We start from the raw sequence: 23,636 nt of genomic DNA, 5'->3' as shown, positions 1-23,636 counted from the left end.
GGCGAGGCTTGTGGAGATATCTTTTTAGTTGATCAGCTAAGGTTTATGCGGATCATGATGATTTGCAGGGCAGATTATGCCGATCTGATGATTTGAGTAGAAGGTTACTGCGGATCTGAGTCAGGGAGGTAAATCTCCCGGCTGGTGCAATTCGCGAACCGCAATTTCAGGCAATTAAACCCTCCTAAGTCCAGCTGCCTGCAATCCATCCTCTTCAATCGTCGTTTCACTCATTTTAGCATGGTCAGCCCGGCTTCTGCCTTTAGTTTTACACCTCATGCGAATACTTTTTATAGGGGATAGTATTATCCGGGGAACTGTGGGAGTGGATTGGGTGAACGATCTTGCCAATGCCTTCCCTGAATGGCAAATAACAAACCAGGGTGTGAACGGGGATACGCTTGTAAAGATCAATCAGCGCCTGGAAGCCATCTTTCAAAAAGGCGGTTCTTATGACTACATTGTTTTTAATGGTGGTGCAAACGACCTGCTGATCCCTCATCTTCCATCTAAAGGTTTTTTGTTCAAAACGGCTCATCAACATCTCATAAAACAAGGATATGCACCAAGGCGCTCAATGAGAGAATTTGAAGAAGCGTATTCACAAACCGTGGATCTGATACGCAGTTATACAAATGCACGGATCATTATACTGACGGTAGGACGAATGAACGAGATGCCTTCATTTCATCTTAATGAAAAAAGGGAAGAGGTAAACGAGGTGATCCGGAAAATAGCCAGACGTGATCAATGCATGGTGGCTGATGCAGGTAAAAGAATGGATGAGTATCTCGGGAATAAGGAAACCAAGGACTATTTCCTGGAGAATTTCTTCCGGGTAAGCTGGCTTGACAGATGGCAATGTGCGCTGTTCAAACGGGCAGATAGCTTGAGTGAAGAACGTGGATTATTGCTCACAATTGATGGTCTTCATCTGAACAGTATCGGGGGAGCCATCTTTCGGGATGAGGTAGAAAAATATTTGAGAAGGGTATTAAAAGAACAGATTTATCCTGGTTCGTCCCTCGCACGGAATTCATCATAAACGGTCTGGCGGGGGTTCCCGTTGATTGACGCAAATAAAACGCGCAGATACGCAGATAGCATCTTCTGTCAGATCAGTGCTATCTGCGCTCTGCGCGCTTAATAACTGCGTAGATCGCTGGGGTATTGCGTCAGGCGATCCTGACGTCTTATTGAACCCGGCCATCTTTCTTATCCATTGACCGGCCTATACCATACCCAATACCTCCGCCCAGTACACCGCCGATCACACCACCTAATGCACGGTTCTTTTTATTGATCACTGCGCCAAGCACTGCACCTGAGCCAGCACCGATGGCTGTACCCTTCGCGGCTTTACTCCATCCTTTTTTCTTCGCGGCTACAGGTTGAGAAGCAGGAGTGTAGACTTTTTTAGTTACCACCTTTGGAGGCGTATTTACATACACAACCTGTTGTTTTGCGCCCGCCTGATAGTTGCTGACCGGGTCAACTCTTTCGTTCTGTGCTTTCCATTGCTGGAATTGAGAAAAGCCGACTGTGTCTTCATACGATACGCCCTTTACAGCTTGTTCGTTGCCTGCTCTTCCGGAACATGCGGTTAACAGGATAACGGTAACCGCCAGTAAACTTAAAAGTGTAAATGTCTTTTTCATAATCTCAGATTTTAAAATGAATAATTGCTTTTACATCCACCTTAAAACAGAAAGAATGCCATGAAAAACCGGAATGTTAACGTTCAAACATTGAACGAAATAACTGACTGGAAATAACACTTTTGAAAGGAGATGATTTTAACAAACACTGCATTGTGATTGATGTCTGTTGAACCGTAGTTGAGGTCTCGTTCTATCTATGTAGTTAAGGGATTATTAAAACGGATCTTCTTATCCACGCAGATTAAACCCTGGGGGATATTGCCTGAGAAAGGTACCTTTATTTTTCAGCGGGCATTATCACCTGTAATGCGTTTTTCACGATGGAAGCCATGATCCGATCTGTTTTGCCGAGGTATTCACCGTCTACCTGGAAATGGACCCGACGGCGTGATTTGATCTCAATACGGCCTGTCTGAAACACTTCCGTTTTATCATGATCATAAGGCCGGTGGGTCACCATCATTTTGAATATTTCTTTAAAAGAGATCTTTTTTACGACAACGATCTCGAAGAGATCATCATCCAGGCGCCCAAGCGGATTGATCACGGCGCCGCTTCCATACCGCGTTGCGTTGGCGACTACCACCATTGCCGCACGTTGTGTGATTTCTTTTCCATCCGATTGTATTTTGATATCCATATGGGGGTGACGCCAGATGATCTTTAGCGCAGCTTTGAGATATCCCCACATTCCGCGGCCTTGCTGCTGTTCGAAGGTTTTTACCAGGAAAGCATTAAAGCCGATATCAGCAAGGTGGATGCAAAGCTCATCATTGATCTTAACAAGATGTATTCGCTGTGTCCTGGAGGAAAGACAGTATTCAAGAGCTTCTTTTGGTTTGGAGGGAATGTTGAGTTCTTTCGCCAGTCCATTTGCAGAGCCGGCAGGAAGAATGCCCAGTTCCTTATCCGTATTCACCAGGAAGCCGGCAACCAGTTTAACGGTGCCATCTCCTCCAACCGCGATCACCCGGTTGGCCTTGCTTGAGGAGATCTTATCTTTTAGAATTTCCGGGTTGCAGGGATCCGGCAGTTCGAAGATCTCGAACTCTTCACCGCGAGGTTCGAAAAACTGACGGATCTCGGTTTCCCAGTCAGTATTGTTCCGCCCGGAACCCGGGTTGACGATAAACAGCCAATTATTTTTTTTATACGTTTCAGATTGGTGTATGGACGATGCTGGCATTGTATTTATTATTTTAGAAGGGATGAGCAAGAACACATCCCAGCGCAGCGAATACTATATAAAACTGTACCACGGTTATGGTCACTCCCAGGATCTTTTACTGTACGGGCATGTCTTTGCAGGTAAACCGCAGACGGCCAACCCTTACAGCGAAAGTATTCTGACCAATATGGTCTACCTGTTAAAGTTATTTGCCGTAAAACCGGTAAGTAATGCCCGGGTGACGCTGCATTGGGGTGATCAGGTCTTAAGCGCCGTGACAGAGTCTGATGGTTTTATCAAATTCGAATGGGAGTCCGTTGTGCATCTGGAGGCGGGCTGGCATGACGTGGACGTCAGGCTTGATGAAGATCCGGCAGTAGCAGGAAGGGGGAGACTTTTTGTGCCGCATATCACGCAGTTTGGTTTTATCTCTGATATTGATGATACGGTATTGATCTCACATTCTTCAACCGTCTGGCGGCGGTTAAGAACATTATTCACTACCAACCCACGTACCCGGAAAGCATTTGAAGGAGTGGCAGAGCATTACCGTCTTTTATCCATTGCCCATACCGCGGATGAAATGCGTAATCCTTTCTTTTATGTATCCAGCAGCGAATGGAACCTGTACGATTATCTTGTTGATTTTTTCAGACACCAGGGATTGCCGGAAGGAGCTTTTTTGCTAAACCAGGTGAAGCGTTGGTTTGAGATCTTTAAGACAGGAAAGACAAAACACAATGGTAAGCTTCTTCGCGTGATGCGTATACTCGAAACATTCCCTAATCAGAAGTTTATACTTCTTGGTGATAACACGCAGCAGGACCCCGCCATATATTCCCAGGTTGCGATGAAATATCCTGAACGGATACATGCTATATACATAAGGAATGCAAGTGCTCATAAGAAGGAAGATACCCGTTTGTTACTGGCCCGATTGGCGCAGGAAAAAGATGTTCATACCTGTTTGTTTGACTCGAGTGATGAAGCCATTGCCCATTCGCGTAGTATTGGTCTTATTACTGCGTAGTGTGTAAATTTTTCCACTGACGATCGCTGATATTTATTGTCTTAGACATTTTCAGCTGATTTTACAGGTCGGGGTCGCTCAACTGGCACAGTGATTGTTTTACATTATCTGAAATTGATTAATAACTAAAACCGTAAATTATGAAAAGGAATATGATCATTGGTGGCGCACTTGCAATTGCCGGAGCAGCATACCTGTACAAACGTTATCGTAGTGGGAAAGGTGCAGAAGAAGTGAAAGATCTTTCACGAAAAGCGAAGCATCATCTGACGAATATTTTTTCACGCGCTAAGGGACACGCAAACAGCGCGACAGCGTAAGATCGTTGACTTTTGTCCATTGACCGTTGTACGTATCTTTAGTATAAGTGAAAGTAATACGCGATCAACTTAGAAGACGAATACAGAGTTGATATTAGTTTACATGCAATAGTTGAGGATAATAGCAATGATACTTCCGTATAAAAGAAATAGCTGGCACTAAGCCAGCTATTTCTTTTATACGGAAGTATTTAATTTAACCTTTTTATTCAGTCTACCTGCCATTGATGTGAAACAAAAAGGAACTGTTTACATCGGTAGACGGTAATAAGACTTCGAAAGCAATGTGTGTGACAGAGAAGAGCGATCAATATCTTCTTCCTCCGCCGCCACCGCCCTGATAGCCTCCGCCACCGCCCTGGTAACCACCGCCTCCGCCGCCACGGTTTCCACCGCCGCCGCCTCCATAACCGCCTCCGCCGCCACGGTTTCCACCACCACCGCCGTAACCGCCTCCGCCGCCACGGTTGCCGCCGCCGCCATAACCGCCGCCACCGCCACGATTACCGCCTCCGCCGCCCTGATAGCCGCCACCCTGGTATCCACCGCCACCGCCGCTTCCGCCACGCTCATCAGCCGCCTTCACCACCAACGGTTTTTTACCCAATGATATATCGTTAAGGCTCTCTATTGCATCTTTTGCTTCGTCATCATTCAGCATTTCTACAAAGCCAAATCCTTTGCTCTTTCCTGTCTCCCTGTCCATTGCTACTTTAGCTGAAATGATCTTACCGAACTTTTCAAATATTTCTTCGAGTTCAGCATCATCAAGATCATAAGGCAGGCCGGCTACGAAAATCTTCATTGAGTTTATATTTTGACAAAAATACACAACTTCTTAATCGGATAGCATCACAAACCCCTGATATTCCTTTAAAAATATTTCAAACGGCAGGTGTTTTTACCCGGAAAAGAACGATTCTGATTTTTTGTTGTTTCGTCTGACAGCTATTTTAACCGCACATATCTCTTGCGGGTATAAAAAAGCCGGCCTTTATTCAGGGCCGGCTTTCGGTAGAAACTCTTAGTATGATGATACAGGTCAATATTAGTTTACACCGCCTTTCCTCGTGGGAGAGGTTTTAGCAGGCCATCTGCCTGGTTCACCGGTGCGTGGATTTGGAGGCAACACGCTTTTCTCGGTGGATATTTTCTTAGGGTCTTCGCAAGCCATATACACAAGGATCGCTGCAAGAATTGCATTACTTCTTACGTCGTCAAATACGATCTTGTCATACGTATCGCGGTTGGTATGCCAGGTATAGTTGCCATAAGACCAACTTGTAGAGCTGATCGAAAAACCGGGAGCTCCCGCAGCAACAAATGATGCGAAATCTGAACCGCCCGCGCCGGGAGAACCAGGGAAACGCGTTTCGATCTGTGTGCGGATATCGGCAGGAACTTTCGACAACCAGCGTGTCAGATATTCATAAGAATGCAGGAAACCCTGGCCACCGAGGTTTACCACGCGGCCGGTTCCATTGTCCTGGTTGAACAATGCCTGAAGATTTGCAACGATCTCCGGATGATCTTCCACAAATGCACGTGAACCATTCAGTCCCTGCTCTTCACTACCCCAATGCCCAACGAGGATCGTGCGTTTAGGATTCGGATAGATCTTTTTCAGGATCCTCATTGCTTCCATCATCACGAGGGTGCCAGTACCGTTGTCTGTGGCGCCGGTACCGCCATCCCATGAATCAAAGTGTGCGGAGAGCATCACATATTCATTTGGCTTTTCCGTGCCCTTGATCTCAGCGAGTGTATTGAAAGTGGGTACCAGACCGAGTTCTTTTGAATCTGTACGTACGCTGATCTTTGGTTTGATACTTGACTCTGTCAATCTGAATAGCATGCCATAATCTTCCAGTGCGATATCAATTGTCGGGATCTTTGTCGTATTAGCGCCGAAGATCTTGTTTACGCCAAATCCGTTTGACCAATTAGAGGTTACGACGCCTGCTGCTCCGGCTTTTTCCAGTGCCAGTGCAAGGTTTTTCGCATTCAGACCGGTTTTGCGCATGCGGCTGGCCCATGCCTGTTGGTCCGCTGCTCTTTCTTTCTTCATTTTTTCAACGGATTCTTTTGTGCCGAATTCTTCCCAGTTATAATCCGGGCGGCCTGTTGGCTGGTTCATGGAGATCATCACAAATTTTCCTTTTACATTCGGCAACCATTGCTGGAAGGCTGTTGAATCGGCTACGTCAGCGAGGATGATCGTTTCACCTGTAACAGTTTTACCATTGGTGCTTGGGCTCCAGGCAAGCTGCATTCCCTCGATCGTTTTTACGCGTGGGTAAACCATATCGATGTGTGATACACCACGTTCCCAGCCTCTCCACTCGCCCCATTTTTCATTACGCGCTGCAATGCCCCATGATGTATACTTTGCCACAGCCCAGTCATTGGCCTGTTTCATTTGCGGGGTACCAACCAGTCTCGGTCCGATGCCGTCAAGCAGTTCATGTGCAAGATTTTTCAACTGAGAGTTTTCTGTGGCTTCTTTGACAATGCTCTTTACGATAACCGAATCGGCAACCTGTCCAAAGGCCACACTGCCAGCCAGAAGGGCGGCAGGAAGCAGAAGTCTTGTTTTTTTCATACTAATCAAAGATTGTGAGAATATGTTTTTGGATCGCCGAATATAGGGAAAAGGTGGGAGAAAGGAGGGGGGATGTTTGGAAGGTTTCATAGGTTCCATAGGTTTCAGAGATTCCGTAGATTTTCATAAGTTCTCCATTAAGGCTTAGAGTAAAAAAAGTTTGAGCAAACAAATGATTGTCCGCTCAAACTCTTTTGATTTATTGAAAAACTTAGAAAACGTCAGAATCCTCTAAAACCTATGGAACCTATGAAATCTCCCTAACCTTCCCCTAATCTCTCCCGCTGTACGCGTTATTCTCTTCATCTTCTTCTCCCATATCTTCATCGTCGTCATCGAGCTCAGCGCCGGGGATATCGAGATCTTCACCCATATCCATTGGGTTGGAACCTTCGTTGAGTTCATCCTCATCATCTGTAGAATCGAGTTTCATGTTTTCCAGGTCCTGGTCCTCATCCGTAACAGGTCTGTCCGATTGGCGGAGAAGATCACGTTCTGTCTGCGAAACGTTTGACTGATCATCCAGTAGATCATCGTCATCGTCCTCTTTATTGAGATTGTCAAGGATCCCTTCACCTTCTTCGCCTGGTGACGACGCTGTGACGTCTGACATTTCACGCATATGCGGCGGGCGGATATTCTCCTGTCCGGGTATGTCTTTCACTTCAGGCATATCGATGGTTGTCTCCTTCGATGTATTATCTGCTTTCTTTTTCATAACGATTTTTACTGGTAGTGCTGAAAATAGTGTGCCAACGGAACGCGAATACAGCATGAATGGCCGCGAAGGACCATGAATGATGTCTTAAAGTCGGGAGAGTTGTTTTTTTGTCGTGCGGCGTACGTTGGCATGCTTTATCTTTAAAGCAAACACACTTGTATGAGACGTTTTTTCCTCACGGCATTCTTTGCCGGTATTATTTTCCTGTTACAGGCCCAATCAACGCAGAAACCTGTTTTACATGGTAAGAACTGGATGGCGATCACAGGTAAGCCGCTCGCGGCCACAGCTGGTTCGATCGTTTTTCAGCAGGGAGGAAATGCTGTGGATGCAGCCTGTGCAATGCTGGGTGCCACCTGCACGATGTGGGACGTATTAAGCTGGGGTGGTGAAACGCAGGCATTGATCTATAATCCCAGGACAAAAAAAGTAATTGCGATCAATGCAATGGGCGTGGCCCCAACAGGTGCAACAGCCGATTTTTTCAAAGGCAAAGGTTATCAGTTCCCTCCCGAATATGGTCCGCTGGCGGCAACCACGCCCGGCACTCCCGGGGGATTATGCCATATGCTTGCAGAATACGGAACGATGAGTCTCCAGCAGGTACTTGCACCGGCGATGCAACTGGCCGCGGGTTATCCGATGGAGGCACAAACCGCCAATAGTATTGAGCGGGGCAAGGATCGCATCAAAGAATGGCCTTACAGCAAGAAAGTATTTCTCACCCATGCCGGTGAAAAGCGGGAGGCGCCTGAAGCAGGAGAGATCTTCGTACAGAAAGACCTGCTGGCCACACTTACGAAGATGGTTGACGCAGAACAACAGGCATTGAAACAGGGGAAGACCCGCAAGCAGGCTATCATGGCAGCCTGTGATCGTTTTTACAAAGGTGATATCGCGAAAGAATTTGTACGTGGCTGCCAGGAACAGGGTGGCTTGATCACACTCGATGATCTGGCGAAATGGAAACCACTGGAAGAAGAGCCGCTGCGGGTCAACTATAAAGGGATCGATGTATACAAACTTACCTCCTGGACGCAGGGCGCATCTATGCTGCAGGCGCTGAACATACTGGAAAACTTTGACCTGAAAGGCATGGGGTATAACAGCAGCAAATACATTCATACAATTTACCAGGCAATGAACCTGAGTTTTGCCGATCGTGATTTCTATTATGGAGATCCATATTTTCCACCTGTTGAGCCGATCAAAGGATTATTGAGTAAGGAATATGCAAAACAGCGTGCGGGCCAGATAGGGTTCGATAAGAACGATGCTGCGGCCGCTCCTGGTGATCCATATGCATTTGAAGGAAGAACAAATCCGTATACCGAACTATTAAAGAAGCGTGGATTTAATATTGACACAAGTAAAAGATCACCCGGACAATTTGTGCCCACACACGATGCCCGGAACGGCACCGCCTATCAACCGATTGATGCCGATTATATGGATCGTTTGTGGCGCGGTACAACCAGTGTGGAAGCGGCTGATAAAGATGGCTGGGTGGTATCGATCACGCCCAGTGGAGGATGGTTACCGGCTTGCATCGCAGGTAATACGGGTGTGGGTATGAGCCAGCGTATGCAAAGCTTTGTCCTTGATGAAGAACTGAATCCATTCAATGTTGTTGCGCCGGGAAAACGTCCGCGTGTAACCTTAACTCCAACATTGGCTATGAAAGATGGCAGACCATTTATTTCGTTTGCTGTTCAGGGAGGTGACACGCAGGAACAGAATCTTTTGCAGTTCTTTTTGAATATGGTAGAATTTGGTATGAATGTGCAACAGGCGGCGGAAGCAGGAAACATCAATATGAATCAACTCTGGTTATCGCTTGGTGGTGTTAAAAAAGAAGACCGTATGCCACGTCCGGGAAGCTTGTTGCTGCAGGATAAAACACCGGAAAAAGTCAGGGAAGAACTGAAGAGGCTGGGTTATACATTAAAATTTGATGAACGAACAAGTGGTCCGATCAATGCCATATACTTTGACTGGAAACATGGCGGTTTCTGGGGTGGATCCAGTAATCATGGAGAAGATTATGGGATTGGATGGTGAGAGAGCGTTGGTAGTTGATCGTTGTCCGTTGACCGTTGACCGTTGTCCGGAGTTCAAGGGAGGTGGAATAGAATTGCATCTTCGTATACAAATTAAAAGAGAGGGGTTATCGTTTGGAAAACGATAACCCCTCTCTTTTAATTTGTGTCGGACAACGGACAACGGACAACGGACAACGGACAACGGACAACGGACAACGGACAACGGACAACGGACAACGGACAACGGACAACGGACAACGGACAACGGACAACGGACAACGGACAACGGACAACGGTTTACATCGGCATTTCCTTTCTTTCCCTGAACAGGATCGCTTTTTCAGGAAGCTTACTTGCTGGTATCAATGCCAGGATGATGATAAAAGAAGTGATCAGGAAACCCCATTGTAGAGCAAAGTGCTCTGCCATATTGGGAGTATAATGTTTGTTTTCGTAATAGGCGTATATATAACTATGAGCAACGGTACTAAGGGCGATGCCGATGGAGCCGCCCAGTTGTTGAAGCAAGCTGTTCATTGATGTGGCAGTGGCTGTCTGGAATGGCCCAACAGAATTCAGCAGAGCGGTGGATACCGGGGCTACAAGTAAGCTCATGCCAAGTCCGCGGATCATCATGGATACAATGATAAATCCGATAGAGGTGCCCGGGTCTATCCGGGAAAAAAAGACAAAGGAGGTTGCTACGATGATGATCCCTGCAACGGAGATATTGCGGGTAAGGCCCTTGTCGGCCATTCTGCCGGCAAAGGGTCTCGTGACAAGCATCATCAATGCATTTGGTAACATCAGCAGTCCCGACTGCACTTCGGAGAATCCCACCTGACCCTGCAGGAGGAATGGTATAAAGAACATTCCGCCGAAGAGTGCCACAGAACGTATCACCACAACGATGGCGGCACGGTTGAATGTCGGCGATTTGAATACGCTGAGGTCAAGTAATGCATCCGGCTTTTTGGACGAGCGCAGGAATAACGCAAAGGAGATAAGGCAGGCGGCAAGCCCGGTGATAAATTCTATTGAACCAATTCCCGTCTTTGATGTTGTAGATGTCGCGTATTGAACAGCAACAATGAACAATGAGAAGAATACAAAGCCCGAAGCATCGAACTTTGGTTTGGAGATCGGAATGTTTCTCAAAAAGCCAAGATAGCGGAAGTTCATCCACAATACCAGCAAGCCTATAGGGATATTAATATAGAATACGGAAGGCCATCCGAAATAATGGGTGAGTACACCGCCGAGTGTTGGGCCAAGCGCGGGCCCCATTACATTCCCAATGCCCCACCAGCCGATCGCGGAGCCTCTCTCTTCTTTAGGAAATGTATCGCTTAATATGGCGAGCGAAGTAGGGGACATTGCACCACCTCCGATAGCCTGTATGACCCGCGCGATGATCAGCATTTCAAGACTGCTGGAAAGGCTGCACAACAGTGACCCGATCGTAAATATGGTAACGCAACCGGTATAGAGATAAAAATATCCGACCCTGTTCTTTAACCAGCTCGTTAGAGGAATGAACAGGCAGAAGGAGATCATGTAGGCAGTCACCACCCACTGAACATTTTGTACGTCTGCATTGAAATGAGTTCTGATCACCGGTAATGATACGTTAACAATACTGCTATCGATCGCAGCCATTGACGTACCAAGCATGAGGGTTATCAGAATAAGTCGTTTGTCTTTTGTCATAGAAATGCCATCATCATAAGAAGGTCTTTGCTCCAAAAGAATAATGCCATGAATAAAGTTACATACAGCAAAGAATTTTATGCCCCCGGAGAGTAACTATTCTGGCATAATAATGGAACTTCGTACGCAAAACAATCAAATCATGGATATAATTATTCAATCACTGGGATTCAAAGCAAGTGATGCTCTGGAAGGATTTATCAGGGAAAAACTGAATAACCTGAAGAGTGATCGTATTGTCAGGGCTAACGTAGTGCTGTATAAGGGTGCTGCTGGAAGTCCTGAAAGTGATTACTGTGAGATCAGGCTTGAAGTACCGGGAAATGACCATTTTGTGAAGAAACACAGTCAGCATTTTGAAACCTCCGCCAGCGAATGTGTGGATATATTGACCCAAATGTTGAAACAGGCCCGCGATAAGCACGTAGATGCCCGCCAGGCCGACGCAATCCGCATACAGGATCAGCTAATGGAAGGCGGAGAGGATGATGTAGAACTGGAAGATGTGGTGAAGTAAGGTTACGACAAGCTCACCCGCATAAGCGCACAAAGAGCGCGAATTAAGCCGCAAGCGACGCAGAGATGAAATGAATAATTCTTTGTGTCGTTTGCGGCTTACTTCGCGCTCTTTGCGTTAGCTCTTACGTCATTAAAGTATTAGCCAGCACCGAAACGGGATCAGAAGAATGCTTCGATACATTGTAGTAGATTTGCGCGCACAAGCAAATACATGAACGAACTTAAATACAGAGACGCGGCAAGAAATGATCTTTCTAAAATCGTAGAAATATACAATTCAACAATAGCCTCCAGGATGGTAACTGCAGATACGGAGCCGGTGTCTGTTGAAAGCCGGGAAGAATGGTTTGACGAACACACAGGGAACAGGCCGCTATGGATGGTGGAGAATAAAGAGGGAGATATTCTTGGCTGGGTCAGCTTCCAGTCGTTCTATGGCAGACCTGCTTATGATGCTACGGTTGAGATCAGCATCTATATCGATTCAAAACACAGGGGGAAAGGACTTGGCCGGCAGATCCTTCAATATTGCATCAACACGGCACCCAGATTCCAGATCAAAACACTTCTCGGATTTATTTTTAGCCATAACGGCCCCAGCCTTAAATTGTTCAGGAATTTGGGATTTGACGACTGGGGGACACTTCCGGACATTGCTGTTCTCGATGGAAAGGAATATGGACTTGCGATCTTGGGAAAGAGGCTGGTACCATAAAGGACGGGTGGTGCAGGCCCAACAATCAGGCATTATTTAAGATTGGACCGGTAGAGCGTTATCTTAAGCCTACCGGTCGAAGACGATCATCGATTCTATTCTTTGGTACTTTCTACCTATTTTCCGTGTCTTAAAGGAATATTTTTCGCTGATGAGGAAATTTGCCGGAATCTTTTGCCTGTTCTTGTTTTGCAGCGCCACATTGAACGCCCAGCTTTGCCAGGGTAGTCTTGGCGATCCGATCGTCAACATCACTTTTGGCGCGGGGCCAAATCCCGGTGCTCCTCTCAAGGCGGCGACAACAGCGTATCAGTATACCGCAGCGGATTGCCCGAATGATGGTTTTTACAGCGTCCGGAACAACACCATTGCCTGCTTTACGAATAGCTGGCATACACTGGCGCGTGATCATACCGGTGATGCCGGTGGGTATTTTATGCTGGTGAATGCCTCATACCAGCCGAGTGCCTTCTATATAGATACGGTGAAAGGCCTGTGTGGCGGTACGACCTATGAATTTGCTGCCTGGCTGATGAATGTGCAATCACCCGGTTCCTGCAGCCCGAACCCGATCCTCCCCAATCTGACCTTCAGCATAGAAAGAACGGATGGCACCGTGCTTCAGACGTATAATACCAATGATCTGCCGCAACCGGCCACTGCCGACTGGAAGCAGTTCGGTTTTTTCTTTACAACGCCTAATAACGTTCAGGATGTGGTTCTCCGCATTTTCAATAATGCCCAGGGAGGTTGCGGAAATGATATTGCTTTGGATGATATCACCTTCCGGCCTTGTGGTCCGCAATTACGGCCGACGATCACCGGCAATGTAAACAGTAACGTAAATCTTTGCGAGGGTTCGGCAGGTCAGTTTGAATTCAATTGCACAGTTTCGGCAGGGTTCAACAATCCGAGCTTTCAATGGCAGCAACGGATCAATGGCGGGAGCTGGACAGATATTCCGGGTGAGACAACTACAACACTGATCAGAAATTTCCCGGCCAATACCAATACGGGTAACTATAATTTTCGTCTTACAGCTGCTGAACAGGGAAATATGGGAACACCGCAATGCCGTGTGGCATCTGGTGTATTGAGTGTGCGGGTAGCTGCTTATCCGGTGATCAACCTTCAGACAAATGCACCGGTTTGCGAAAACGACCAGCTGACCCTGAATGCGTCGGATGGCGTTCAATATGCGTGGACAGGCCCTGCCGGTTTTCAATCTACCAATCCTTCTCTCTCATTCCCGCTGGCTCAAACTGCGCAAAGCGGACAATACAACGTAACTGTTACCAATGACGCCGGTTGCGCTTCCAGTGGCTCGATACAAGCCATTGTAAATCCCAATCCGCTTGCGACAACAGGTTTCGATACCACTACTATCTGCGAAGGGACAAGCGTTCAGATGTCAGCTCAGGGAGGGACTACTTATGAATGGTCTCCGGCGACACGTTTGTCAAGCACCAGCATTTCAAATCCTTTTGCCAGCCCGGTCAACAACATCACCTACCAGGTGATCGTTGCAAATCAGTTTGGCTGCCGCGATACTGCCGAATCAATTGTCCGGGTCACGCATAAGCCCACCGCAAATGCGGGTGAAGATAAATGGATCGTACAGGGAACATCTGCGCAATTAACAGGAACTGCCACAGGCGAAAATCTCAGCATCAGCTGGACACCGGTGTTGTATATGAACAATCCATCCGTACTGCAACCTGTCATCACTCCGCCACATGATACGACCTATGTATTAAAAGTGACTTCAAACGATGGCTGCGGTGAAGCAACGGATACGGTAAAAGTATTTGTATACAAGGACGTGTTTGTTCCGAATACATTTACGCCCAACGGAGACGGAGTGAATGATACCTGGTATATTCCTGCGCTGAGTGCGTATCCTAATTTTGAACTGGCCGTATACGATCGCTGGGGGCACCTGGTGTTCCAGGCGAAAAAATCGAATGTGCACTGGGACGGCAAGTTCAAAGGGCAGCCTTTGGCGATGGGAGTGTATGTATATATTCTTGATCTGAAAGAAGGTGGTGTATTGTTAAAAGGAACAGTTCTTATAACAAGATAACAGTAAGATGGATCAATCATTATTTACCATCAAAAAAGTTTAAAGCACGGTACTATCAGTGCAGGCTTATAACACGTGTTATCTTCCAGTCGCTGCCGGTTTGTTTCCAGATAATAATGAACTTACTGTCGTGCTGAGGAGCATCGGGTTCCTGTTTATTAAAGAAACGGTGCAAGCCGATTTCGATCGCGCCAAAGCCAGCAATGGGATATACTTCGATGCTACCGGGAACAACCGTTCTTGTGACTTTATCACAGATATTTCTTTTTGTTGCGGCAAGCACATCTGCTTTTGAAGTGGAGTAACCTCCCTTATCATGATAGAATTCCAGTGAGTCTGCATAGATAGCCGTTTGCAGATCCACATTGCACTTATTATAGGCGTCAAAGAAAATGCTGTCCATTCTTACGATCGTATTAAATAGGGTCCGGTCATCCGGAACATATGAGGCTTTTCCAGCAGAGGCCTGCTGTTGAGCCTTTACCGTAAGGCCGCAAAGAAATATAAAAGCTGTTGTAAATATTTTTATGCTATTCATGTTTTAAAGGTAATGGTGCATCCTGCCATCCGCAAACTAAAATGACTAAAAGGGCTCTTTCAGTGTTGAAACCTCTCTTTTGAAACGACGAACCGTTTTCCTTTCAAGAGGTTCCCGGGCCAGACTTATTGAAATTTGTTAAAACATTACTTACAGTTAATCAATCCACTGAACTATACAACTTCAAAGGCTGCCCCGTCGTCTGTAGGCTGTTCGCATTCGCGTTTATTCGCGGCCATTCGCGTCTCATTCGCGGCCATTCGTGTTTAGCTTAGTATTAACCATTAAACTTTCACTTTTCTCAAACCCTTTTTTACATTTATGTACATAAAACAGCGTCAAATGAAGCCAACTTTAATACGTGTTCTTTGCCTGGCAGCATTATCGATGATCCTGCTTCAGGATGTTTCAGCACAGCGTGGTCGTGTGTATCATCCCCGTTCCGGATACGGTTATGCACCTCATCGCGGAGCAAGAGTAAGCTTTAATTTTTTTGCCGGCCCGCGGACAGTATACCCATACAGGGGTGTCAACTATCATTATTACGGAGGTTATTATTACCGTCCCTATGGAAGTTACCTCCGCGTTGTTGCACCACCGATAGGCATCAGTATAAATGTGTTGCCACGCGGGTACAGGAATATTTATGCGGGTGGAGCGCCTTATTATTACTATGGCGGCACCTATTACCGGCAGGGTTCAAAAAAGGATACGTATGATGTAGTGGATGCACCGATGGGGGCATCTGTGCCAGAGCTTCCGGAAGATGCAAAAGTGGTCGTGATCAATGGCCAGAAACTGTATGAGCTCGACGGCACTTATTATAAAGAAGATATCCGAGACAACAGTGAGATCTGGTATACTGTTGTAGGAAAAGATGGAAAAGTAAACACGGATGATGGATCTATCGATGATCAACCTGAAGATAATGGCCCGCAGATCGGTGACATCGTAGATAAACTTCCTTCCGATTGTCGTACGGTTGTTGTAAATGGTCAGAAATATTTTGTATCTCCGGATGATATCTATTATGAGGAAGTAGTTGGGAAGAATACGATCTCCTATAAGATCGTCGGGAAATGAGGATCGTTGTCCGTTGACCGTTGTCCGTTGTCCGGAATTCAAAGGAGGTGGAATAGAATTGCATCTTTATATACAAATCAAAAGAGAGGGATTATCGTTTGGAAAACGATAATCCCTCTCTTTTGATTTGAGTCGGACAACGGACAACGGACAACGGACAACGGACAACGGACAACGGACAACGGACAACGGACAACGGACAACGGACAACGGACAACGGACAACGAAATGAGCTATATTCGGTGCTCAAATGGAGAACTATAGTATTGTCATTTTTATTCTTGCGGTGATGATCGGTTTGTCGGCAATGGCTGACCGGGTAAAGATCCCTTATCCGATCCTGCTGATCTGTGCGGGTATTGCGATCGGATTTATTCCTTCGATCCCCGAGATAGAAATAAATCCTGAAGTGATCTTCCTGATCTTCCTGCCGCCGTTGCTGTATGATGCCGCTTTCAATATTTCTTTCCAGGAATTTAAAATCCATCGGAATACGATCGGTACGCTGGCTGTTTCTCTGGTCTTTCTTACCGCGTCGGGAATTGCCGTAGTGGCACATTACCTTATACCCGGAATGACCTGGCCACTCGCTTTTGTACTTGGCGCCATACTTTCAGCAACAGATGCGGTGGCCGCGATCAGCATTACCAGAGGGCTTGGACTTTCTCAAAAAACCAGTACGATCCTGGAAGGGGAGAGCCTGATCAATGATGCGTCTGCTCTGGTGGCATACCGTTTTGCCGTTGCTGCTGTTACAGGATCTGTATTTGTATTCTGGAAAGCATCGCTCAACTTTCTTGTCCTTATGGCCGGTGGATTCCTCGTTGGCTTTGTTTGCGGTAAGCTTCTATCATTTATCATCAAACGTGTGCAGCATAACAATACGGTTGCCATCAGTTTTATGCTGCTGATGCCTTTTGTTACTTACCGGCTTGCTGAAGAATTGAATGTGTCCGGAGTCATCGCTGTAGTGATACTCGGACTTTCCATTGCGCGTTTCAGCAAGAAAATATTGCCAGAGCAAATGAAGACGCAGTCAAAAAGTATATGGGAGATCATCATCTTCCTGCTGAATGGTTTGATCTTTATTCTGATAGGACTGGAGTTCCCCTATATCGCGCGAAGCATCAAACCTCAGCACATTCTCCCTTATACCTTGTATGCATTAGCGATCACCGTCGCGGCGCTGCTTTTACGTTTTTTCAGAGTGTATATGCAACAGGTGAACCTTGAACGCGCCTATAAAAAAGGACATTCGCGTGTTACCGTGAATGCCCTGTATGATTTTAAGAACAGCCTCATTATTTCATGGTCCGGTATGCGTGGTATCGTATCGCTCGCGATCGCGATCGGTCTGCCCACACATCTGCAGGATGGAACTCCTTTTCCTATGCGAAATGCGATCATCTTTATCTCCGTAGCTGTTGTGCTGTTTACGCTGGTTGGACAGGGGCTGACGCTTCCATGGCTGATCAGGTGGTTGAAGAGGAAGGAGGGGGAGTGAGAGGTCTAGAAGGTTCCAAACCTCTCACTCCCCAAACCTCACCTCGGCATCTCCTCCACCTCTCCAAACACATACCTGTTAAACCATTCCCAGTTATGCCAGATAGCAGCGAGGCGTTCTTTGGGTTTGGTAATGCCATGGCCAAATCCTTTGTATACGATCAGTTTTGATGGGATATTTCTGTCCTGCAAACCGCGATAAAGCTCGTATGCATTCGGAATGGGAACGCGTTTGTCAAACTCACCGTGCTGTATCAATGTTGGCGTACGTGCTTTGGTAATATTGGTCATCGGTGATGTTTTCAGGTACACGTTCATATCCTTCCATGGATCGGCTTTGAGATACTGACGGGTAAATGGTGTGATGTCTGTGTTCACATAGTATGTCACCCAATTGGATATACCGGCACCTACAGAGATGGCTTTAAATGCAGTCGTGTTTGTTGTCAGAAATGCAGAAATATAGCCACCCTGGCTCCATCCCATACAACCCATACGGGATGTGTCAACAAAACCCTGTTTCTGAATAAAATCAACGCCGCTCATCACGTCCCACATATCACCAACGCCGAGATTACGGACATTGAGTGATCTGAATTTTTCGCCATAACCTGCACTGCCGCGATAGTTCACACGCAACACTACCGCACCTTTCTCTACCCATTGCATAATTGGATAAACATAAGTAGGTGTGGGCTCAGGAAGATCGATGCCCGTCGGTCCGCCGTGGATCACCACCAGCAAAGGATATTTTCTGTTCTTGTCGAAATTCGCCGGCTTGAGTAATACACCTTCGATCTTTGTACCATCCTTACTTTTCCACTGTACCAATTCGTTTACAGGCACATTCCATCCCTTGATCTGATCATTTACCGATGTGATCTTTTTCATTGGTTGACCGGGTTGCAGCCAGAACACTTCCGACAGATCTGCATAATTGCGGCCGGTGATCACCATTGCATTACTTGTTTTGCAGAAGTCTGCACTATTCACCAGGTCGAGAGGTATGTCAATCGGCGTTACTTTATTTTCTGAAGGATCTGCGATGTACAGTTTTTGTTTTGCCTGTTGTGTTACGTTGATCACAAGACCCTGGCTGCCCCAACTGACGATCGATTTATTTTCGTCAATATCATTCGCGATCTCTTTGCTGTTGCCGGTGGCCAGATCATATACCAGTACCCGGTTGTTCAGATAGTAAAAGGAAGCGGTATCCGAATTGGATGAGCTGTATACGAATGCGGTGCCGTCCGGCTTCCATCTGCCAAAGAAATCAGATACAGGGGAACTCACCACGGTCTTAACGGTTTTAGCAGCTACATCAAGCAATGCTATATCTGCAGTGATGCTGGAATTGATCAGGGGATCTTTCTGGCGATTGAAGGCTATCTGCTTTCCGGCAGGATGCCAGGAGAAGCCGGTAACAGTGAATTTACCTTCTGTCAGCCTGGTTGCCTTAGGCAAAGTAAAGCAAGGCTGGCTGCTGACCGCCGCTGTCTTTGCTGTGTCTTTGGACGTATAGCAGGGAAGCTGCCCGGCCAGCAATATGGAATCATAGTGAAAGTTCAGCAGCCACAAATGACTTTGCCTGAATTCTTCTCCTTCAATACCAAATGCACCGTACCGTTCTTTGATCGATTTATCATCTTTACTTTCAGGTTCAGTTTTGAGATAAGCAATTTGTTTACCATCCGGGCTCCATTCATAACTGCTGATCCCGTCCTCATCTTTTGTCACCTGCAACGCTTCGCCTCCCTTTACCGCGATGATATAAAGTTGAGTTTTATCACCACGGTCCGCAAGAAAACTGATAAAACGGCTGTCTGGTGTGAATCTTGCACCCGAGCTGCTTCCCTTGGCGGTACGTGTCAGCTGAATGGGTTCTTCATTTTCCTTTGCCATCCAGATCTCGCTGTCGTAGGTATTATTTGCCCAGTCAGTGCTATTCACAGAGTAGATCGCCGTTTTACCATCGGGGGAGATCTGGGGACTTCCCGCAGATCTCAGGCTGATCCATTTTTCAAAGGAAATAGACGCTTGTTTCTGGGATATACCGGTTTTTACCAATAGTAAAAAGATCAGCAGGGAAAAGAACTTCATAGATTTTTATGGTTTTATGAAAGTATTTAATGCGCAGGAAGGCTGAGGCGACTGTCCTGCTCCAAAAAGAAAATGCCTTACATTGCAGGCAACAATTTAATCACGATAAACGAATTGTCATGCCTTACGATCCGATAAAATATAAAACGCCCACAGGAACCCGTTTAAACTGCAAAGGTTGGGTGCAGGAAGCCGCACTTCGCATGTTGCTGAATAATCTGGACCCTGATGTGGCAGAGCGACCGGAAGACCTGATCGTTTATGGAGGCAGGGGAAAGGCTGCCCGTAATTTTGATGCACTGGACAAGATCATCCAGGGATTAAAGATCCTGGAAAATGATGAAAGCCTGCTTGTGCAAAGCGGTAAGCCTGTAGGGATCCTGAAAACGCATCCTGATGCGCCGAGGGTGCTGATCAGTAATTCACAACTGGTTCCAAACTGGGCAAACTGGCAGCATTTTGATGAGTTGGAAAAGAAGGGATTGATGATGTATGGACAGATGACTGCGGGGTCATGGATCTATATCGGCAGCCAGGGTATCGTTCAGGGCACCTATGAAACCTATGCAGCTGCTGCGGCAAAACATTTTGGAGGTACCTTAAAAGGCACATTGAATGTTACGGCCGGATTGGGAGGAATGGGTGGTGCGCAGCCGCTGGCGATCACTATGAATGAAGGAGTGGCGCTGATCGCAGAAGTAGAAGAATGGAGAATAGACAAGCGCCTTGAAACAAAATACCTTGATGAAAAGATCACAGATATCGATCGGGCGATCGATCGCGCCGTAGAGGCAAAAGCAGCCGGGGTGACGGTTTCTATTGGTGTATTATGCAATGCAGTTCATCTGCTGGAAAGATTGGTGGAGCGAAATATTATTCCGGATACGCTGACTGATCAGACATCGGCACATGATCCGCTGATCGGATACTGGCCACATGAGCTTAGCCATGATCATGCGAAACAAATGCGGACTGAAAACCCGGATGAATATATTGCCAACGCATACAATTCCATGGTGCGGCACGTACAACTGATGCTGGAGCTGCAGCAGAAAGGAGCGATCACTTTTGACTACGGCAATAATATCCGCGCACGTGCAAAGGAAAAAGGAGTGGAGAATGCCTTTGATTTCCCGGGGTTTGTACCCGCATATATCCGGCCACTGTTTTGCGAAGGCAAGGGACCGTTCCGATGGGCTGCTTTAAGCGGCGATCCGGCGGATATCGCTGTTACAGACAAAGTGATCGCAGAGCTGTTTCCGGAGAATGCAGGGCTGCAACGCTGGCTGCGCCTGGCCAAAGAGAAGATCGCATTCCAGGGCTTACCCGCCAGGATCTGCTGGTTAGGGCAGGGCGAAAGAGAAAAAGCAGGGCTGGCATTTAATGAACTCGTTAGTTCTGGTAAGGTAAAAGCGCCCATCGTTATAGGAAGAGATCATCTCGATACCGGTTCCGTCGCAAGCCCTAACCGTGAGACCGAGGCGATGAAGGATGGTAGTGATGCAGTGGCCGACTGGCCTTTGCTGAACGCGCTGGTAAATACGGCAGGTGGTGCGAGCTGGGTAAGTTTACATCATGGCGGAGGTGTTGGGATGGGATACAGCATTCACGCAGGCATGGTGATCGTTGCAGATGGAACAAAGGAAGCTGCCGCAAGATTGCAACGCGTATTACGTAACGATCCCGGAATGGGAGTGATACGTCACGCCGATGCAGGATATGAAATTGCGAAGGAGACGGCGAAGGAGCATGGGTTGGATCTGGAAGCAAGTTTAGGTTGAGATACTCCGGCTGGTTTGATGATCTTTATATTTTCCTGGCGTAAGCGTAACGCGGCGGATCGCAACGATGCGCGGCGAAATACAATATTAACGATGGCTGTTTTCGTTGCGTCCGTTGCGTATCGTTGCGTCGCCGCGTTCCTTCTACGCCCCGGTGAGTGCGGCAAAATACAAGATTAAAGATGGCTGTTTCGTTGCGTCCGTTGCGTATCGTTGCGTTCGCCGCGTTCCTTCTACGCCCCGGCGACCGGACCGACTATTCCTCCGGCCAGTTTCTCTCGATCAACTGCCTTACGAATGCTATCCGCATTTTCAACATTGCAGGTTCCGCGATCAATTGATAGAACTGATCATGTGTAGAATGAAACTCCATATAGAATAACCAGAACCCCAAAGCCAGATAAGGAATGGCTTTTAGCTCATCATCAGTTACCGGACGGATCTCACGATAGGCTCCGATCAGGATCCGGAAACTGTCTTCTGCTCTTTCTTTCGTGATGCGATTGAATTGCTGGTCCATCTGAAGATGCGTCCAGAAAATCATCAGATCGTTTACCAGCCAGCCATAGCCCAGGAAATCAAAATCGAAGAGCGTCACTTTATCACCGTCAAAATGGAAATTCTTCGGTAGAAAATCAAAATGGCAATACCCGGAAGAAAATGCGGAGGTATCTAGTTTATCCAGTGCAGCCTTGATCCTTCCAGCCATATTGTTCAGCCACTCATATCCCTCCTGATCATTCAAAAAATAACTGCGTGTTCTGTCCAACGGATCAAACAATGTTGTTTGAAGATCAAATTTTCTTGTAACACCAGTGAGGGTGATAGAGGAAGAAACGTTGTGGAATTTCGCGATCTCATGTCCCAGGCTCCGCAGTTGGGCGTCATTCGGAGCAGGGATCACTTTCCCCGCAGCAAAACTGAACAGCGCGCCATACCGGTTTCCTTCAGCGGCGGTGAAAGACTGGATCAGGCTTCCGTTTTTATCTGCAACAGGATAGGAGACGGAAACACCGGCTGCATGGAGCGCTTTCAACAGTGTCGTTTCTCCTTCTATCGCTCCATGGCCACGATGAGAGGAGCGATATACCCTGAAAATGAATGTTGACTTACCGGTTTCAATCAGGTAAGTATCCCCCACGCCCCGGACCAGGAAGCGGCAACTTGCAGCGGGCAGGTCATATTGCTGACTGATAAATGCTGCAAGTGCATCAGGTGATAAGGTCGAATAGGAAATGGGAAACAGGTTTTGCATGGACAAATATACTTTATGAAATATTTTTTTCGTGACCGGACATAACCCGTTAATCATTGATTTATAATATTTTTTACAGCAATAGATTTAAAATATGCTGGAGTAAACCCGGCTCTTCCAAAACCTGCGTTTGGAGGATCAGCTTTGTTTATTATTTTTGTTTGACAATTTTGTTAATCATCTATGCCGATCCGCGATAGCCAGACAGAGGAATTGATCAAAGCAACCGCAAAGAGGTTATTCTTTTCGGAAGGTAAATTCAGGGCAACTACCCAGGAGATTGCCGATGCTGCGGGTGTGAACAGGACGCTGGTGAATTATTATTTCCGTTCGAGGGATCATTTGTTTGAGCTTGTATTGAAAGATGCCCGCCAGCAGATAGAGGAACGCATGGGACGCCTTTTTGAAATGGATCTTCCCTTTAGGGAAAAGATCGGGCTGATGATCGATGAATTGCTGGAATCTGTATTCGATTATCCATTTATGGATATCTATACGATCACAAGCATTAAAGATGTTTCCGAAGGTTCTGAGAAGCAGGCACACAACAAGGAAATGCGTGAGAAGATCAGTCATTTTCTGAAGGAAGTAGAAAAAGAGCGCAAAAAGGGAACGATCCGGGCGAGCAGCGCAATACACTTCTTCCTTACGCTGACTTCACTGATGGGCCATCCGATCACCTTCCGGGGTATGTACCAGCTGGCATTCGATCAGAATGATAAGCAGTATAAAAAACTGCTGAAGGAAAGACGCGAGCTGATTTTGGAAATGCTATTTAAATAGCTGTTTTTTTTGCCCGGTAATT

General features: G+C 46.8%; 20 protein-coding genes. 11 read left to right on the top strand and 9 right to left on the bottom strand.

The genetic code is table 11. The features are described 5' to 3' along the window. The first annotated feature begins 277 nt into the window (after nucleotides 1-277). Nucleotides 278-1,045: an SGNH/GDSL hydrolase family protein gene (locus tag LZZ85_RS20050; protein WP_237875141.1), complete on the top strand. Its 768-nt coding sequence runs from the start codon at nucleotides 278-280 to the stop codon at nucleotides 1,043-1,045. Nucleotides 1,046-1,193: 148 nt separating this feature from the next. On the opposite strand, the gene LZZ85_RS20045 is transcribed toward LZZ85_RS20050, so the two are convergent. Continuing rightward, complete coding sequence (locus tag LZZ85_RS20045) at nucleotides 1,194-1,658, bottom strand: YMGG-like glycine zipper-containing protein (protein WP_237875140.1); 465 nt, start codon at nucleotides 1,656-1,658, stop codon at nucleotides 1,194-1,196. Nucleotides 1,659-1,938: 280 nt separating this feature from the next. Further along, nucleotides 1,939-2,847 carry a diacylglycerol/lipid kinase family protein gene (locus tag LZZ85_RS20040; protein ID WP_237875139.1) on the bottom strand — a complete coding sequence of 303 codons (909 nt, stop codon included), beginning with the start codon at nucleotides 2,845-2,847 and terminating at the stop codon, nucleotides 1,939-1,941. Nucleotides 2,848-2,869: 22 nt separating this feature from the next. On the opposite strand from LZZ85_RS20040, the gene LZZ85_RS20035 reads away from it, so the two are divergent. Both LZZ85_RS20035 and LZZ85_RS20030 read left to right on the top strand, forming a co-directional pair. Then, entirely contained in the window at nucleotides 2,870-3,859 is a 990-nt protein-coding gene (locus LZZ85_RS20035; RefSeq protein WP_237875138.1) for an App1 family protein phosphatidate phosphatase, read from the top strand. Between the two features lie 140 nt (nucleotides 3,860-3,999). Then, the gene (locus LZZ85_RS20030; RefSeq protein ID WP_237875137.1) at nucleotides 4,000-4,179 is read left to right on the top strand and encodes a hypothetical protein; all 180 of its coding nucleotides are present in this window, start codon (nucleotides 4,000-4,002) and stop codon (nucleotides 4,177-4,179) included. A 307-nt stretch (nucleotides 4,180-4,486) separates the two neighbouring features. Here LZZ85_RS20030 and LZZ85_RS20025 read toward each other — a convergent pair whose 3' ends face one another. From LZZ85_RS20025 to LZZ85_RS20015, 3 genes are all read right to left on the bottom strand, one after another. Beyond that, a complete protein-coding gene (locus LZZ85_RS20025; RefSeq protein WP_237875136.1) occupies nucleotides 4,487-4,984 on the bottom strand; it encodes an RNA recognition motif domain-containing protein in 498 nt (165 codons plus the stop codon). Nucleotides 4,985-5,227: 243 nt separating this feature from the next. Beyond that, a complete protein-coding gene (locus LZZ85_RS20020; RefSeq protein WP_237875135.1) occupies nucleotides 5,228-6,781 on the bottom strand; it encodes a M20/M25/M40 family metallo-hydrolase in 1,554 nt (517 codons plus the stop codon). A 271-nt stretch (nucleotides 6,782-7,052) separates the two neighbouring features. Further along, a complete protein-coding gene (locus tag LZZ85_RS20015) occupies nucleotides 7,053-7,499 on the bottom strand; it encodes a hypothetical protein (RefSeq protein ID WP_237875134.1) in 447 nt (148 codons plus the stop codon). Between the two features lie 162 nt (nucleotides 7,500-7,661). Here LZZ85_RS20015 and LZZ85_RS20010 point away from each other — a divergent pair, with 162 nt between their 5' ends. Further along, nucleotides 7,662-9,563: a gamma-glutamyltransferase family protein gene (locus LZZ85_RS20010; protein WP_237875133.1), complete on the top strand. Its 1,902-nt coding sequence runs from the start codon at nucleotides 7,662-7,664 to the stop codon at nucleotides 9,561-9,563. Nucleotides 9,564-9,841: 278 nt separating this feature from the next. Here the strand turns inward: LZZ85_RS20010 and LZZ85_RS20005 are convergent, their stop codons facing one another. Further along, nucleotides 9,842-11,254, bottom strand: a complete 1,413-nt coding sequence (locus LZZ85_RS20005; protein WP_255724189.1) for a DHA2 family efflux MFS transporter permease subunit — start codon at nucleotides 11,252-11,254, stop codon at nucleotides 9,842-9,844. 142 nt (nucleotides 11,255-11,396) lie between these two features. Here LZZ85_RS20005 and LZZ85_RS20000 point away from each other — a divergent pair, with 142 nt between their 5' ends. The 3 genes from LZZ85_RS20000 to LZZ85_RS19990 all read left to right on the top strand — a co-directional run bounded on the left by LZZ85_RS20000 (nucleotide 11,397) and on the right by LZZ85_RS19990 (nucleotide 14,571). Continuing rightward, nucleotides 11,397-11,771, top strand: coding sequence for an HPF/RaiA family ribosome-associated protein (locus tag LZZ85_RS20000; protein ID WP_237875131.1), 375 nt, complete (start codon nucleotides 11,397-11,399; stop codon nucleotides 11,769-11,771). 213 nt (nucleotides 11,772-11,984) lie between these two features. Beyond that, the gene (locus LZZ85_RS19995; RefSeq protein WP_237875130.1) at nucleotides 11,985-12,488 is read left to right on the top strand and encodes a GNAT family N-acetyltransferase; all 504 of its coding nucleotides are present in this window, start codon (nucleotides 11,985-11,987) and stop codon (nucleotides 12,486-12,488) included. Between the two features lie 151 nt (nucleotides 12,489-12,639). Next, nucleotides 12,640-14,571, top strand: coding sequence for a T9SS type B sorting domain-containing protein (locus tag LZZ85_RS19990; protein ID WP_237875129.1), 1,932 nt, complete (start codon nucleotides 12,640-12,642; stop codon nucleotides 14,569-14,571). A 55-nt stretch (nucleotides 14,572-14,626) separates the two neighbouring features. Here LZZ85_RS19990 and LZZ85_RS19985 read toward each other — a convergent pair whose 3' ends face one another. Next, entirely contained in the window at nucleotides 14,627-15,109 is a 483-nt protein-coding gene (locus LZZ85_RS19985) for a nuclear transport factor 2 family protein (protein WP_237875128.1), read from the bottom strand. Nucleotides 15,110-15,451: 342 nt separating this feature from the next. Between LZZ85_RS19985 and LZZ85_RS19980 the strand changes: the two genes are divergently transcribed. Further along, nucleotides 15,452-16,192, top strand: coding sequence for a DUF6515 family protein (locus LZZ85_RS19980; protein WP_237875127.1), 741 nt, complete (start codon nucleotides 15,452-15,454; stop codon nucleotides 16,190-16,192). A gap of 250 nt (nucleotides 16,193-16,442) precedes the next feature. Beyond that, nucleotides 16,443-17,696, top strand: a complete 1,254-nt coding sequence (locus LZZ85_RS19975) for a Na+/H+ antiporter (protein ID WP_237875126.1) — start codon at nucleotides 16,443-16,445, stop codon at nucleotides 17,694-17,696. Nucleotides 17,697-17,734: 38 nt separating this feature from the next. Here LZZ85_RS19975 and LZZ85_RS19970 read toward each other — a convergent pair whose 3' ends face one another. Continuing rightward, nucleotides 17,735-19,795, bottom strand: coding sequence for a S9 family peptidase (locus LZZ85_RS19970; protein WP_237875125.1), 2,061 nt, complete (start codon nucleotides 19,793-19,795; stop codon nucleotides 17,735-17,737). A 119-nt stretch (nucleotides 19,796-19,914) separates the two neighbouring features. On the opposite strand from LZZ85_RS19970, the gene hutU reads away from it, so the two are divergent. Beyond that, nucleotides 19,915-21,576 (top strand): urocanate hydratase, encoded by a 1,662-nt coding sequence (hutU, locus tag LZZ85_RS19965; RefSeq protein ID WP_237875124.1) that lies wholly within the window; start codon nucleotides 19,915-19,917, stop codon nucleotides 21,574-21,576. 256 nt (nucleotides 21,577-21,832) lie between these two features. Here the strand turns inward: hutU and LZZ85_RS19960 are convergent, their stop codons facing one another. Then, nucleotides 21,833-22,831 (bottom strand): phosphotransferase, encoded by a 999-nt coding sequence (locus LZZ85_RS19960; RefSeq protein WP_237875123.1) that lies wholly within the window; start codon nucleotides 22,829-22,831, stop codon nucleotides 21,833-21,835. Nucleotides 22,832-23,014: 183 nt separating this feature from the next. Between LZZ85_RS19960 and LZZ85_RS19955 the strand changes: the two genes are divergently transcribed. Next, the gene (locus LZZ85_RS19955; RefSeq protein WP_237875122.1) at nucleotides 23,015-23,614 is read left to right on the top strand and encodes a TetR/AcrR family transcriptional regulator; all 600 of its coding nucleotides are present in this window, start codon (nucleotides 23,015-23,017) and stop codon (nucleotides 23,612-23,614) included. Nucleotides 23,615-23,636 lie beyond the last annotated feature (22 nt).

It is taken from the genome of Terrimonas ginsenosidimutans (assembly GCF_022012415.1).
GTDB classification, from domain to species: Bacteria; Bacteroidota; Bacteroidia; order Chitinophagales; family Chitinophagaceae; genus Terrimonas_A; species Terrimonas_A ginsenosidimutans.
Note: the sequence above shows the minus strand (reverse complement) of the source record. Positions and strands in the feature narration are given on the sequence as shown.

Coding starts and splice junctions, on each gene's coding strand:
- LZZ85_RS20050 (WP_237875141.1), top strand. CDS start 278: ATGCGAATACTTTTTATAGGGGATAGTATTATCCGGGGAACTGTGGGA.
- LZZ85_RS20045 (WP_237875140.1), bottom strand. CDS start 1,658: ATGAAAAAGACATTTACACTTTTAAGTTTACTGGCGGTTACCGTTATC.
- LZZ85_RS20040 (WP_237875139.1), bottom strand. CDS start 2,847: ATGCCAGCATCGTCCATACACCAATCTGAAACGTATAAAAAAAATAAT.
- LZZ85_RS20035 (WP_237875138.1), top strand. CDS start 2,870: ATGAGCAAGAACACATCCCAGCGCAGCGAATACTATATAAAACTGTAC.
- LZZ85_RS20030 (WP_237875137.1), top strand. CDS start 4,000: ATGAAAAGGAATATGATCATTGGTGGCGCACTTGCAATTGCCGGAGCA.
- LZZ85_RS20025 (WP_237875136.1), bottom strand. CDS start 4,984: ATGAAGATTTTCGTAGCCGGCCTGCCTTATGATCTTGATGATGCTGAA.
- LZZ85_RS20020 (WP_237875135.1), bottom strand. CDS start 6,781: ATGAAAAAAACAAGACTTCTGCTTCCTGCCGCCCTTCTGGCTGGCAGT.
- LZZ85_RS20015 (WP_237875134.1), bottom strand. CDS start 7,499: ATGAAAAAGAAAGCAGATAATACATCGAAGGAGACAACCATCGATATG.
- LZZ85_RS20010 (WP_237875133.1), top strand. CDS start 7,662: ATGAGACGTTTTTTCCTCACGGCATTCTTTGCCGGTATTATTTTCCTG.
- LZZ85_RS20005 (WP_255724189.1), bottom strand. CDS start 11,254: ATGACAAAAGACAAACGACTTATTCTGATAACCCTCATGCTTGGTACG.
- LZZ85_RS20000 (WP_237875131.1), top strand. CDS start 11,397: ATGGATATAATTATTCAATCACTGGGATTCAAAGCAAGTGATGCTCTG.
- LZZ85_RS19995 (WP_237875130.1), top strand. CDS start 11,985: ATGAACGAACTTAAATACAGAGACGCGGCAAGAAATGATCTTTCTAAA.
- LZZ85_RS19990 (WP_237875129.1), top strand. CDS start 12,640: ATGAGGAAATTTGCCGGAATCTTTTGCCTGTTCTTGTTTTGCAGCGCC.
- LZZ85_RS19985 (WP_237875128.1), bottom strand. CDS start 15,109: ATGAATAGCATAAAAATATTTACAACAGCTTTTATATTTCTTTGCGGC.
- LZZ85_RS19980 (WP_237875127.1), top strand. CDS start 15,452: ATGAAGCCAACTTTAATACGTGTTCTTTGCCTGGCAGCATTATCGATG.
- LZZ85_RS19975 (WP_237875126.1), top strand. CDS start 16,443: ATGGAGAACTATAGTATTGTCATTTTTATTCTTGCGGTGATGATCGGT.
- LZZ85_RS19970 (WP_237875125.1), bottom strand. CDS start 19,795: ATGAAGTTCTTTTCCCTGCTGATCTTTTTACTATTGGTAAAAACCGGT.
- hutU (WP_237875124.1), top strand. CDS start 19,915: ATGCCTTACGATCCGATAAAATATAAAACGCCCACAGGAACCCGTTTA.
- LZZ85_RS19960 (WP_237875123.1), bottom strand. CDS start 22,831: ATGCAAAACCTGTTTCCCATTTCCTATTCGACCTTATCACCTGATGCA.
- LZZ85_RS19955 (WP_237875122.1), top strand. CDS start 23,015: ATGCCGATCCGCGATAGCCAGACAGAGGAATTGATCAAAGCAACCGCA.